The sequence below is a fragment of the Actinomadura sp. NPDC000929 genome, assembly GCF_040492065.1.
Taxonomy (GTDB): domain Bacteria; phylum Actinomycetota; class Actinomycetes; order Streptosporangiales; family Streptosporangiaceae; genus Spirillospora; species Spirillospora verrucosospora.
Genome location: NZ_JBEUPA010000203.1, coordinates 1 through 11,926, shown reverse-complemented (window position 1 = coordinate 11,926; position 11,926 = coordinate 1). Strand labels below are relative to the sequence as shown.

The following is an 11,926-nucleotide window of genomic DNA, read 5'->3' as shown; positions in this document are numbered from 1 at the left end:
CGAGGTCATCGCCAAGGCCATGGAGATCAACGACGCCCCCGTCGTGATCGACTTCGTCATGGCGCCGGGCGCGGCCCGCTAGAAGCGCGGCCCGCCGGTAGCCGGTCAGTCCGTCTCGGGGACGGGCAGGACGCGGCGGGGGCCGCGCGGCGCGTCGGACCGCTCGCGCCATTCGCGCGGGTAGCCGACCGACACCTCGATGTGCGGAACCTCGCCGGTCCAGATCGTCCGGGGGATGTGCAGGTGCCCGTAGACGACGGACACCGCGCCGAACCGGCTGTGCCAGTCGGCGGTGCGCTCGGTGCCGCACCACTGGGCGAACTCCGGGTACCAGAGGACGCGGGTGGGTTCGCGGACGAGCGGCCAGTGATTGACGAGCACGGTCCGCGTCCCCGGCTCCAGGGCGGACAGGCGCTGCTCGGTGTAGGAGATCCTGGCGTCGCACCAGGCGTCCCGTCCGGGATACGGGTCGGGGTGCAGGTAGACCTCGTCGGTGCACACGACACCGGCCTCGTGCGCGGCTTTGAGGGCCTCTTCCTTGCTGGACGTCCCGTCGGGGCGGAACGTGTAGTCGTACAGGATGAACAGCGGCGCCACGGTGACGGCGCCGTCCGGGCCGTCCCAGACGGGATAGGGGTCCTCAGGGGTCAGCACGCCCAGGCCGCGGCACATCTCGACGAGCCGGCGGTAGCGGGCCTCACCGCGCAGCTGCACGGGGTCGTCCTTGATGGTCCACAGCTCGTGGTTGCCGGGCACCCACAGCACGGCGGCGAAGCGCTCGGCGAGGGTGCGCAGCGTCCACTCGACGTCGGCGAAGCGCTCGCCGACGTCGCCCGCCACGATCAGCCAGTCGTCCTCGGACGCGGGCCGCAGGCCCTCGACGAACGCGCGGTTCTCCGGGAACCCCACGTGCAGGTCGCTGATCGCGTAGACGCCGCCCATCCGCCGATGGTAAGCCCCGGGCCCGCGCGGGCCGCGCCTCCGCGGGCATCTACGCCCCCACTCTCATTTCCATGCGAGTGAGGGCGCAGCGTGGGTCGAACAGGGACCGGGCGGTTTCTCCCGGCGCCCCCTGCTACTCTCCGACGACGCCGGCCTGAACCGCGGCGGCCACCTCGTCGGGGGAGAGTACCTTCTCCATGCCCCAGATCCGACCGGCCGTGTTGAGCGTTCCGGTCAGGGCCAGGACCATTTCCCCTTTCTCGGCGGGCGACAGGCGCTCCTTCCTGATCTTATGGATGACACGGACGGTGTCGTTGACGGCCGACTGGATCCGGTTGAGGTCCAGATAGGTCTCCAGATCCGCCTGCCACCCCTCGGTGGAGGCGGGCGGCATCCTTTCGAGGCAGCGCTCCAAAAGATACTGCCGGTCTCCTTCGGTGTAGCGCATGAGGTGCAGGTGGGTCGCCACCTCGTACACCCAGTCCCCGATCGTCGCCAATTCCCAGTCCACGAAGACCGCGTGACCGTCGGGACGCACGATGATGTTCCCACGGTGCATGTCGTTGTGCAGGAGCTGAAACGGCCGGGGAGTGAGCTTCGTCAAGCGGCCCACCATCGCCCGATGCGGTTGGAGAGGAAGCCCGAGCAAGTCGAACTCCCTGCCGAACCAGCGGGTCGACTTCCATTGGGCGACCGACGCCTGGATGGCCCTGCGCAATCCGAATCCCACCGAATCGCCGTCTTCCGGCCACCAGGGCGGCAACCGCATGTCCCCCAACGGCACATCGGTCAACCTGCGGAACAGGTCCACCGTGTCGTCGAGAACGAGCCTCGGCACCGGCCGACCCGGTGGCGAGAGTTCGTGGAGGACTCGGCCTTCTTCGTACGCGTGTACGGACCACCCCTGCCCCTCGTAGACCAGGTGGGACGCCTTTCGGCCCAGATAGGGCTGAATGGCCCGCAACACGTCGTTCTCCTCATAAGTACGCCGATCCAGATTGTCCGCCCCGGCGGCAGGGAAGCGACACATCAGGTTTCCCACCCGGACGTTATGGTGGTAGAAACCGCTGAGTGCGCCGGCCTTCTCCAGGGCGACCGAGCGAAGTCGGTGAGCCAGATCAGGGTCGCGTTCGAGGAGCTCCCTTGTAGCAGCCAAATCTTCTGCAGCGACAAGCTGCGAAAACCTGTCGCCCATCATCCCTCCTTCTTTTGGTTGTCACGAGCCGCCCCTGAGGAACCGCCTTTCGCCGTCCGAGACGACAAGAGGACTTCGAAGTGTTCGTCAGAGCGTCTCCGCTTCGGCAGAGTACAGCATTCTTGGTGGTCGCGGCGCATTTCGCCCACAGCCGCCTCCGTGCGTCTCCGGAAGGCCGAGAGCTGTGCCGCACCCCTCTGGGGTGGCGCTTTTAAAAAGGGCCGGATGGCTCAGAAGGAACGGCTGAGGGAGGCATGGAAACGGGGTCCATGCTCCTTGCCGGAGCACGGACCCCGCCGGTGCGTCAGATCGGTCAGTTGTTCCTGCCCCAGACGTAGACGGCCAGGCTCATGGAGAGGAGGCTCGCCCAGCTGAACACCGCGCGGACGGTGTTCCACGCCGTCCAGCGGCCGGAGTAGTCCGACCAGATCTTCGCCGCCTCGGCCGCGTCCTTCGGGATCGCGACGCCGTCCAGGACGTCGTTCATCGGGATGTTGACCGCGAAGCTCGGGATGAGCGCGCCCGCGAAGTACAGGCCGGCGGCGGCGAAGAAGAGCAGGGCCGCCGACTTCTGGTCCAGGGTGAGCAGCAGCACCCCCGCCGCCGCCGCCAGAACCGGCACCAGGAGGAACATCGCCACGAAGACCGGGTTCTGGATCCTCTGGTTGATGCCCTGCATGGCGTCGATCGCCGAAGCGGGCCGCGCCGCGTTCAGCCCGGGCATGACGCCGGTGGAGAAGCCGAAGAAGGTTCCGGCCATCCCGGCCGCCATGATGATGGAGAGGGTCGCCGAGACGCCCGCGAGAGAGAATTTCATGTCGTCCGGTCCTCAGGTCAGTGGTTCCAGATGCCGCTGGCGGCGGTTTCGCGCGCGTACTCGGAGAAGTCGCGCGGCGGGCGGCCGAGGGCCCGCTGGACGCCGTCGGCGGGCCGGGCGTTGCGCCCGTCCAGCACGGTCGTGAACAGGTAGGTCAGCAGGCCGACGACCTCCTCGGGCACGCCGTGCTCCCGGAGGGCCGCCGCGTTCTCCTCCGCGCCGACGGGAACGAAGGCGACCTCGCGTCCCGCGGCGCGGCCGATCTCGGCGACCGCCTCGGCGAACGTGAGCGCCCGGGGCCCGGTGACCTCGTACACCTGCCCGGCGTGGCCGTCCCGGGTGAGCGCCTCGACCGCGACGTCCGCGATGTCGTCGGCGTCCACGAACGGCTCCGGGACCTCGCCCGCCGGGAGGACGACCTCCCCGGCCCGCACGGGGTCGAGCAGGTAGTCCTCGCTGAAGTTCTGCGCGAACCAGCTCGCCCGCACGACCGTCCAGGCCAGGCCGGACGCCTGGACGATCCGCTCGCAGTCCCGCGCCTCGGGCTCGCCCCGCCCCGACAGCAGGACCACGCGCCGCACGCCCGCGTCCACCGCCGCACCCGTGAACGCGCGGATGGCGTCGGGGGCGCCGGGAACGGCCAGGTCGGGGTAGTAGCAGAGGTAGACGTTCTCGACGTTCCGCAGGACGGGCGCCCAGGTGGACTCGTCCTCCCAGTCGAAGGGCGGGGAGGCCGACCGCGAGCCCATCCGCACGGGGAGGTCCAGGGCCTCCAGCCGCTCGACGACGCGGCGGCCGGTCTTGCCGGTCCCGCCGAGGACGAGGGTGAGGCCGCTTTCGATGATTCCGGATTCGCTGTTCGTCATGCCCTGAAGTCAACAGCCGGGCGGTTCCGGCCACCATGGTTGAGACGCTCGCCCGCATACGCCAGCGTCTACGCTGGCCTCCATGGACGCCCTGGCCGAACTCCTCGACGGTCCGCGCGCGCGTGGAGCGTTCATGCTGCGCTCGACCCTCGCGCCGCCCTGGTCGCTCCGGATCCAGGACGAGGCGCCGCTGACCCTGCTCTCCATGGTCAGGGACGAGGCCTGGCTGGTCCCCGACGACGGCGATCCCCAGCGCGTCGGCCCCGGCGACATGGTCATCTTCCGGGGGCCGGACGCCTACACCGTCAGCGACGACCCGGCGACCGCGCCGCAGATCGTCATCCATCCCGGCCAGCGCTGCACCACCCCGGACGGCACGAGCCTGTCGGAGGCCATGGACCTCGGCGTCCGCGCCTGGGGCAACGACCCGGACGGGCCGGCGGTCATGCTGGTCGGCACCTACCAGATGCGCGGGGCCGTCACGCAGCGACTGCTGGCCGCGCTGCCCGCGATGGCGGTCGTCCGGGGCGACACGTGGAGGTCGCCGCTCGTCGCCGTGCTCCAGGAGGAGATCGGCAAGGACGAGCCCGGCCAGGACGTCGTCCTCGACCGGCTCCTGGACCTGCTGCTCATCGCGACCCTGCGCGCCTGGTTCTCCCGCCCGGACGCCGCCGCCCCGGGCTGGTACCGCGCCCACGGCGACCCGGTCGTCGGCCCCGCGCTCCGGCTCCTGCACGACGACCTGGCCTATCCCTGGACGGTCGCGGACCTCGCGGCCGGGGTCGGGGTGTCGCGCGCGGCGCTGGCGCAGCGGTTCGCGAAGCTGGTCGGCGAGCCGCCCATGGCCTACCTCACCGGCGTCCGCCTCGCGCAGGCCGCCGACCTGCTGCGCGAGACGGACGCGACGCTGGAGGCCGTGGCCCGCAGGGTCGGCTACGGCAACGCCTTCGCGCTCAGCACGGCCTTCAAGCGCGAGCACGGCGTCAGCCCGCAGGAGTACCGCGCCGGGGCGGCGACCGCCTGACCGCCAGCGCGGGACGTACAGATGCCGTCCACCTGCGCCGAGCCCTCGTAGAAACCTCGGGCGATGAGGCGCCGCTCAGCCTCGGCGGTATCGCCTCGGCCTGGGTCGAGGTGGAGCAGCAGGCCCGATATGGGCAGAGGGTGTGGTGTGCGTCATGCGTCTGCCTCGTAGACGGATGACGGAGGGGCCGGGGCGCTCTCCTCGGGTCTCGAACCGGTCGGAGCGAGCGGGATGCGCAGGACGAAACAAGCGCCTCGCGCGGAGTCCTCGACCTGGAGGGTTCCGTTGTGGGACTCGGCGACGGCTCGGCAGATCGCCAGGCCGAGGCCGCTCCCATGGGGATCGCGGCGGCGGCCCTCGCGCAGACGGACGAAGGGCTGGAAGACAAGCTCTCTGTCGCCGGGAGGGATTCCCTTCCCGTCGTCCAGGACGGTGACCGTCGCCTGTCCCTCCGATCGGCCCACGGTCAGGTGAACACTGGTGCGGGTGTGGCGTTGGGCATTGACCAGAAGGTTCGTCAGAACCCCGGTCAGTTGTACCTGATTGCCGAGGACGGCGGCCTCATCGGCGGCGTGCACGACGATGGGAGGCCCGCCGCTCACCCTTTCGGCTTCCGCACGGGCCAGTGCGTTCAGGTCCACGGGCTCGACCGCTCGCTGCCCTGAGCTGACGTGAGCCAGCTCCAGCATCTCGTCAATGATCGCCTGAAGTCGTTCGGCCGTCACCAGAGCGCCCTGTATCCCCTCGCGGCAGTCGGCATCGGGAGCCAGCAACACCTCTTCCAGGTGCGCCCGCAGGCCGGTGAGCGGTCGGCGCAGTTCGTGGGAGACCATGGATCCGAACCGGCGCTGGCGTTTGGTCGCGTTCTCCAGCTTGGAGATTCCCTGGTTCGCAGTGCGAGCGAGGCGAGCGATCTCATCGTCACCCGGCGGCTGCGTCAGGCGACGGCTGAGGTCGCCGATGGTTATCTCGGCGATCTGCTTCCGCATCGACTCGACCGGGCGCAGGGTGCGGCCTACCACCCACCAGGTCCCCCACCCCGTCAACGCGACGGCGACCAGCACGATGGCGGCGGTCATGGCATGGAGCCGAGGCGTGGCCAGCACCGCGGGCCGCGGCATGGCCGCATAGACGACGTGGGTATCGCCCTCCCACAGCACTATCGTCCTCTGCGGGGAGACCCGGCTGGCCGTGAGCATGAGGCAGTGGCCGTCCGCGCATTGGACCCGGTTCTGTATCTGGTCGTCGAACGGCGGCCAGAGCGTGCTGATCGCGGGACGGCCGCCGGCGGCACGGCTCGCCGCCACCACCCTTCCCCGGGGATCGACCAGCTGGAGGTAGGGCACGCGCGAGGTGGCGCTCGGCTGCCCCGGCTTGGGCGAGTTCATCGAGCCGATCCACTCGCCGGCCACACGTTGGGTCTCCTGGAAGGCCGCGTTCTCGATCCTGGCGCGGACCGCATGCTCGACGCCGATCCCGAGGGCGCCGAAGGTGAGCAGCGACAGCAGCACCATGACCAGACTCAGGCGGGCCCTGACGGAGGTGATGGCGAGTCGTCGCAGAGTCCCTGAAACCATCACTTGCACTGTGCCTTGCCAGGCAGTCAAACACGTCCAAAAGTATGCAAATACTGTTCATACACTGGCGGCGCGTGGATTCGACCAGTGCCGTAGCCATGCCTTGTAGTGCCTGTTCATGCTCCAGCGGTCGCCCATCTGGGCGACGCCTTCCGTGACGCGCTCGTACAGCTCTCGGTCGGGTCGTAGCGTCGGCCGCGATTTAGCAGGGGGCAGTCTGCGCTCCGACGCCCGGCGACTTCACCGCGGGCGACTTCGCGCTGCACCGGGGCCGGTGGTTCGAAGAGAAGGCAGGTAGGAGAACACGGATGAGGCTGGCGGCCGGTAGGCATGGCGCGGGGGCTGCGAGGCCGCCCCCGTGTTGCGACAGATTATTCTGCCTACATGAACCTTGACGGGATTATTATCTTGCAGGATTCGGCGGAACTCCCCGCGGACCCGGCGGACATCGCCCCGGAGGCCCTCATCAACATCGATGTCTGGGCCGCCCTCCAGGGTGTGAAGAAGACGACCGTCGAGGCGAACCGGTCCCGGCACAACGCCCGGCGCGGCACCCCGGAGGCGAGGGCCGGCGATATGCCCGAGCAGGACACCGTCCTCGGCCGGGCACCGTTCTGGCGGATGTCGACATACCGCACGTGGGAGGCCGGCAAGCCGGGCAAGGGTGCCGGTGCGGGCCGCCCGAAGGGAACCGGTGGAACGTACTCTCCCAGGGCTCCGCGGACCCTGCAACTGCCGGGGACCTGCCCGCACTGTGAGGAGACGGTCAGGCGGCGAGACCTCCCTGAGGACGCCAAAGTCCGCAGCCGCCGCAGCCTGAAGCTGCCTGCGCTGTGCCCGCACTGCCGCCGGGAGATCCGCGGTGAGGACCTCGTGGCCAAGGCATCGACGTGACCGGCGACGTCAGCCGCCAGAGTGGTGAGCGGCGGGCGGTGTCGGCCACAGCTCCGGCACCAACCGTATGAACGAGACCGCGTTGACGGCCCAGAGATTGACCCGCCGCCGGTCGTCTTTCACCTGTCGCAGGGGGCGCCGTTCGTCGAGCTGTGCAGGCGGTAGTAGCCGAAGAGCAGGCGGTCGTGCAGCTTGGCCGCCTAGGCGTCGTGGGACTTGTCGCGCATCGCCCGCTTTCGCGTGGCGCCGCCCTCGCGGATGCCGAGGGCGAGGTACGGGGCCGGCTGGACGGCGTCGTTCCGGGCGGCGACCGCCTGACCGGCGGCGCCGCCGTCGCCGGGCCGGGCGGCCGCCGGTCCGCTAGCGCGGGACGTACAGGCGGATGTCGTCCACCTGCGCCGAGCCCTCGTAGAAGTTCATGTGCGGGTCACCGATCATGAACCGGTCGGGGTAGGCGGACCCGGCCGGCCAGGTGTCGCGGTCGACGAGGGTGCCGCCCGGCCCCGTCCAGGTCCAGTCGGCGTTGAACCGGCCGTCGTACTCGCCGGGCTTCTGGTTGTAGTGCCAGATCGGCTCGCCGTCCTGGACGAACGAGCGCGTGTAGCGCAGGGTCGCCCTCCCCACGTGCGCGAAGACCCCGGACATCTCCATCGTGTAGGCGCCGTCGCGCCGCTCCACGGCGAACGTGTACGGCTCGGCGGGCAGCAGCTCGGGCCTCAGGTCGACGGTCGAGACGATGGCGCCGCCCTTGCGCAGCCCGCACTCGCTCTCCATGAGGTACTCGGTGCCCGGCATGGTCGGGTAGCGGCGGTCGTCGGTCATGAAGATCGCGTTGACGCCGTTGCCCGTCCCGGCGGAGTACGGCTCGTACTGCCCGGTGGCCGGGTTGCAGTACAGCAGGCCCTTGCCGGTGTACTTGTAGCGGTTGTAGCCGTCCATGGCGACCTTGCGATGGCCGTGGACGAACACGTTGTTGTGCGGCGCCACCTGCCGGTAGTCCATGATCGACATGTAGTAGAAGCCGTTGGAGTCGGTCCGGACGTCGGCCCACTCGCACTCGGGCCGCGCGTAGTCGCCGCCGGACGCCCAGGGGAAGTTGGTCTTGCAGCCCTCCGGCGAGTAGCCGTTGACCCGGCCGTCCGGGTAGTCCCATGACCCGTTCCGCCGGCCGCCGAAGTCCAGCCCGCGCAGCGTCATCTCCACCCGGTACTCGGCGGGCAGGTCGCGGGTCGAGCGGATGACGACGCCCGCCTGGTGGGCGGGCTCGTCCAGCCGGGCCACGCCCTTGCCGGAGGTGAGCGTGGGCGGCGCGTCCGGCCGGCCGTCCCCGTCGGCGTCGCGGGCGGCCAGCTCGGCGGTGAGCCAGCCGCGCTTCCCGAACGTGAACGACTTGCGGTAGGTCTTCATCTTCGCGAGCTGCGTCCGGAAGGCCGGGCCGCCCATCGTGTCGAAGTAGGCGCCGTCGTTGTCGTAGACATCGACGTCGTACGGACTGGACGGGCCGTCGCCGTCCGGCCTCCAGGGAGCCTTCGCGTCGTCGATGCGCCGGTCGAACGGCTCGGAGGCCACGAGCCTCCAGCCGTCCCTCGCCCCCGGCCGGCCCGCCTCCGCCTGGGCCGGCGCCGCGCTGAGCGCCGCCGGCATGAGCATCGGCAGGGCCAGCGCCACTGCGCCGCGCACGAGCTTCCTCATCTGGCCGCCTTCCTCGCCGCCGCGAGCGCGGCGTCGACACGGTCGTGATCGGCACCGTCTGCCGACCTGCCGAGACGGTAGTTCGGGCCCTCCGCCCATGACCACGGCAAACATCGCCAAAGTGGTATTGACCAGTCGCCATAATGGGACATACCGTGTGCGACGACAGGAACCGCGTCAAAGGAGGTGACAGGCGTGCCATCCGCCGGTGAGGGCCGGACCGCGAGCACGAAACGGCAGGCGGTGCGCCGCGAGCTGCTGGCGATGCTGGACGATCTGGACGTCGGGGACGCGCTGCCGTCCGAGCGCCGGCTGGCCGAGGACCTCGGCGTCTCGCGGCCGACGCTGCGCCAGGCCATCGACGGGCTCGTGGCCGAGGGCCTGCTCGACCGGCGGCACGGCAGCGGGACCTACGTGGCCGAACCCCGGATCGCCGTGTCCCTGACCATGACCTCGTTCACCGAGGACATGATCAGGCGCGGGATGAAGCCGGGCGGCAGGGTGCTGTCGTTCCGCACCGAGACCGCGGGGGCGCGGATCGGCCGCCGGCTGGCCCTGTCGCCCGTCGAAGAGGTATTTACCATTCGGCGGCTCCGGCTGGCCGACGAGGCCCCCATGGCCATCGAGACCCTCTACCTGCCGCGGGCGCTCATGCCGGACCTGCGGCGGAGCGACCTGGAAGGGCGGTCGTTCTACGACCTGCTCCGGGGCAACGGCGTCGTGATCGCCTCGGGCACCGAGACCATCGAGCCGACCGTCACCACCGCCGAGGAGGCCGCCGAGCTCGGCGTCCCGGTGCACATGCCGGCGTTCCTGTTCGAGCGGATCACCAGGGACGCGGACGGCCGGCCGCTGGAGTACGTCCGGTCCCTCTACCGCGGCGACCGGTACCGGCTGGAACTGGACCTGCGACCACCGAACCACTGACCGCACGCCCGGGCGCCGCGTCCCGGGCGCACGATCGTCCGTCCGCGCTGACGGGGGCGACAGCGCACCACCCATCCCCCGAGATGTGAGGCGAGTTCACCATGGACGTCATCAAGGACATCCTCACCTTCCTGGCCGACAACGTGTTCGGCCAGGTGCCCATCCTCATCGGGCTCATCACGCTGGCGGGCCTGCTCCTGCAGCGCAAGCGGTTCGAGGACGTCTTCGCCGGGGCGCTGCGCGCCACGATCGGCGTGGTCATCCTGTTCATCGGCATCGAGGTCTTCACCGGCGGGCTGACGAGCTTCCAGACCGTGCTCGCCAGCGCGATGGGGACCACGCCGCCGAAGGCCGACAACACCCTCGCCGACTTCCTCGCCGACCAGGGCGGGACGATCGCGCTGGTGATCACGGTCGCGTTCCTGGCGCACGTGCTGGTCGTGCGGCTCTTCCCCGCGGCCCGGTACCTGTACCTGACCGGCCACCTGATGTTCTGGATCAGCACGGTCACCGTCGCCTCCCTGGTGACGATCGCGCCCGGCGCCGACCAGCTCACGCTCGTGCTCTGCGGGGCCGGGTTCGTCGCCGCGTACTGGACGCTGCAGCCGCTGTGGATGCGCCCGCTGATGCGCCGCGTCATGCCGGACGACCGGTTCGGGTTCGCGCACACCAGCTCGCTCGCCTGCCTGATCACCGGCTACGCGGCCCGCCCGCTCGGCAGCCGCGACAAGCACGACACTGAGAAGCTGAAGCTTCCCCGGCAGCTGTCGTTCTTCAAGGACGTCAACGTCAGCACCGCGCTGATCATCACCGTGATCATGCTGGTCGGGGTCGCGTTCGCCGACCACGGCGTGGTCGCCAAGGCCGCGGCCGAGATGGACGACAAGCTGTCGCCGTGGGTGTGGGCGATCCTGGTGGGCCTGCGCTTCGCGGGCGGCATCGCGATCCTGCTGTTCGGCGTGCGGATGTTCCTCGGTGAGATCGTCCCGGCGTTCAAAGGGTTCAGCGACCGCGTCATCCCGGGCACCCGCCCCGCGCTCGACGCGCCCACCGTCTTCCCCGTCGCGCCGACCGCCGTCATGGTCGGGTTCGTCTCGTCGACCGTGGTGTTCCTGGTCTGCCTCGGCGTGTTCGCCGGCGCCGGCTGGTTCACCCTCGCCCCGCCCATGATCATGCTGTTCTTCGTGGGCGGCGCGGCGGCGCTGTTCGGCAACGTGGTGGCGGGCTGGCGCGGCGCCGTCCTCGGCGGCGTCGTCACCGGGCTGATCCTCGCCGTCGGGCAGGCCGTCACCTGGGGCCTGTACGAGCGGACCGCGCCCGAGCTGGCGACGCTCGCCGACCCCGACTGGTACGCGATCGGCTGGCTGCTGAAGGCCGCGGACCCGGTCGTCGGCGGCAACTCGATCTGGCTCGTCCCCGCGGTCGCGGTCGGCGCGATGATCACTACCCTGCTGCTCCTCGGCCGGGCCGAGAAGCGCCGGGCGGCGGAGGAGGAGGCGGCGGCGCCCGAGAGCGCGGCCCCCGCGGAGGCCTGACGGACCACGCAGGGCCCGCCGCACGTCCGCGCGGGCCCGACCGTCCCTACGAGGAGAGAAGGACGACATGGCACTGGACCGGCAACTGGAGATCCTCGCGGTCTGCGGCGTCGGCATGGGCTCCAGCCTGATGCTCAAGATGACCGCCGAGGACGCGCTGCGCTCGCTCGGCGTGGACGCCCGGGTGGAGAACACCGACGTGTCCACGGCGCGCGGGATGTCGCCCGACGTGGTGATCGGCCAGGGCATGCACACCGGCGAGATCGCCGACCTGGCGCCCGTGGTGATCACCATCAGCGACTTCCTGGACAAGGAGGGCCTGGAGGCCCAGCTCAGGGAGCGCCTCACCGAGCAGGGCTGGCTCTCGTGACGGCCCGTTCCGAGGGGGCGGCCGCCGGGGCCGCCGCGCCGGGCACGATCGTGGCCGCGGCGGACGGGGCGACGGCGGGCGACTGGC

11 protein-coding genes are annotated in these 11,926 nt (G+C 70.5%); 5 read left to right on the top strand and 6 right to left on the bottom strand.

The features are described from left to right. Window positions 1–105: 105 nt before the first annotated feature. The 4 genes from ABWI04_RS38930 to ABWI04_RS38915 all read right to left on the bottom strand — a co-directional run bounded on the left by ABWI04_RS38930 (window position 106) and on the right by ABWI04_RS38915 (window position 3,820). On the bottom strand, window positions 106–942 hold the full coding sequence (locus ABWI04_RS38930; RefSeq protein ID WP_353835522.1) for a metallophosphoesterase family protein: 837 nt from the start codon (window positions 940–942) through the stop codon (window positions 106–108). A 133-nt stretch (window positions 943–1,075) separates the two neighbouring features. After that, window positions 1,076–2,140 (bottom strand): phosphotransferase family protein, encoded by a 1,065-nt coding sequence (locus tag ABWI04_RS38925; protein ID WP_345186743.1) that lies wholly within the window; start codon window positions 2,138–2,140, stop codon window positions 1,076–1,078. A gap of 310 nt (window positions 2,141–2,450) precedes the next feature. Beyond that, window positions 2,451–2,954, bottom strand: coding sequence for an anthrone oxygenase family protein (locus tag ABWI04_RS38920; protein ID WP_353835521.1), 504 nt, complete (start codon window positions 2,952–2,954; stop codon window positions 2,451–2,453). A 17-nt stretch (window positions 2,955–2,971) separates the two neighbouring features. Beyond that, window positions 2,972–3,820, bottom strand: coding sequence for a Rossmann-fold NAD(P)-binding domain-containing protein (locus ABWI04_RS38915; protein ID WP_345186747.1), 849 nt, complete (start codon window positions 3,818–3,820; stop codon window positions 2,972–2,974). A gap of 82 nt (window positions 3,821–3,902) precedes the next feature. Between ABWI04_RS38915 and ABWI04_RS38910 the strand changes: the two genes are divergently transcribed. Next, window positions 3,903–4,844, top strand: coding sequence for an AraC family transcriptional regulator (locus ABWI04_RS38910; RefSeq protein WP_345186750.1), 942 nt, complete (start codon window positions 3,903–3,905; stop codon window positions 4,842–4,844). Window positions 4,845–4,996: 152 nt separating this feature from the next. Here the strand turns inward: ABWI04_RS38910 and ABWI04_RS38905 are convergent, their stop codons facing one another. After that, a complete protein-coding gene (locus tag ABWI04_RS38905) occupies window positions 4,997–6,358 on the bottom strand; it encodes a sensor histidine kinase (RefSeq protein ID WP_353835520.1) in 1,362 nt (453 codons plus the stop codon). A gap of 447 nt (window positions 6,359–6,805) precedes the next feature. Here ABWI04_RS38905 and ABWI04_RS38900 point away from each other — a divergent pair, with 447 nt between their 5' ends. Then, window positions 6,806–7,315, top strand: a complete 510-nt coding sequence (locus tag ABWI04_RS38900; protein WP_353835519.1) for a hypothetical protein — start codon at window positions 6,806–6,808, stop codon at window positions 7,313–7,315. Window positions 7,316–7,675: 360 nt separating this feature from the next. On the opposite strand, the gene ABWI04_RS38895 is transcribed toward ABWI04_RS38900, so the two are convergent. Beyond that, window positions 7,676–9,007, bottom strand: coding sequence for a hypothetical protein (locus ABWI04_RS38895; RefSeq protein ID WP_353835518.1), 1,332 nt, complete (start codon window positions 9,005–9,007; stop codon window positions 7,676–7,678). A gap of 195 nt (window positions 9,008–9,202) precedes the next feature. Between ABWI04_RS38895 and ABWI04_RS38890 the strand changes: the two genes are divergently transcribed. The 3 genes from ABWI04_RS38890 to ABWI04_RS38880 all read left to right on the top strand — a co-directional run bounded on the left by ABWI04_RS38890 (window position 9,203) and on the right by ABWI04_RS38880 (window position 11,839). Further along, the gene (locus ABWI04_RS38890; RefSeq protein WP_353835517.1) at window positions 9,203–9,934 is read left to right on the top strand and encodes a GntR family transcriptional regulator; all 732 of its coding nucleotides are present in this window, start codon (window positions 9,203–9,205) and stop codon (window positions 9,932–9,934) included. A gap of 101 nt (window positions 9,935–10,035) precedes the next feature. Further along, window positions 10,036–11,469, top strand: coding sequence for a PTS ascorbate transporter subunit IIC (gene ulaA / locus ABWI04_RS38885; protein WP_353835516.1), 1,434 nt, complete (start codon window positions 10,036–10,038; stop codon window positions 11,467–11,469). 67 nt (window positions 11,470–11,536) lie between these two features. Beyond that, window positions 11,537–11,839, top strand: coding sequence for a PTS sugar transporter subunit IIB (locus tag ABWI04_RS38880; RefSeq protein ID WP_185024408.1), 303 nt, complete (start codon window positions 11,537–11,539; stop codon window positions 11,837–11,839). Window positions 11,840–11,926 lie beyond the last annotated feature (87 nt).

Coding starts and splice junctions, on each gene's coding strand:
- ABWI04_RS38930 (WP_353835522.1), bottom strand. CDS start 942: ATGGGCGGCGTCTACGCGATCAGCGACCTGCACGTGGGGTTCCCGGAG.
- ABWI04_RS38925 (WP_345186743.1), bottom strand. CDS start 2,140: ATGATGGGCGACAGGTTTTCGCAGCTTGTCGCTGCAGAAGATTTGGCT.
- ABWI04_RS38920 (WP_353835521.1), bottom strand. CDS start 2,954: ATGAAATTCTCTCTCGCGGGCGTCTCGGCGACCCTCTCCATCATCATG.
- ABWI04_RS38915 (WP_345186747.1), bottom strand. CDS start 3,820: ATGACGAACAGCGAATCCGGAATCATCGAAAGCGGCCTCACCCTCGTC.
- ABWI04_RS38910 (WP_345186750.1), top strand. CDS start 3,903: ATGGACGCCCTGGCCGAACTCCTCGACGGTCCGCGCGCGCGTGGAGCG.
- ABWI04_RS38905 (WP_353835520.1), bottom strand. CDS start 6,358: ATGGTGCTGCTGTCGCTGCTCACCTTCGGCGCCCTCGGGATCGGCGTC.
- ABWI04_RS38900 (WP_353835519.1), top strand. CDS start 6,806: ATGAACCTTGACGGGATTATTATCTTGCAGGATTCGGCGGAACTCCCC.
- ABWI04_RS38895 (WP_353835518.1), bottom strand. CDS start 9,007: ATGAGGAAGCTCGTGCGCGGCGCAGTGGCGCTGGCCCTGCCGATGCTC.
- ulaA (WP_353835516.1), top strand. CDS start 10,036: ATGGACGTCATCAAGGACATCCTCACCTTCCTGGCCGACAACGTGTTC.
- ABWI04_RS38880 (WP_185024408.1), top strand. CDS start 11,537: ATGGCACTGGACCGGCAACTGGAGATCCTCGCGGTCTGCGGCGTCGGC.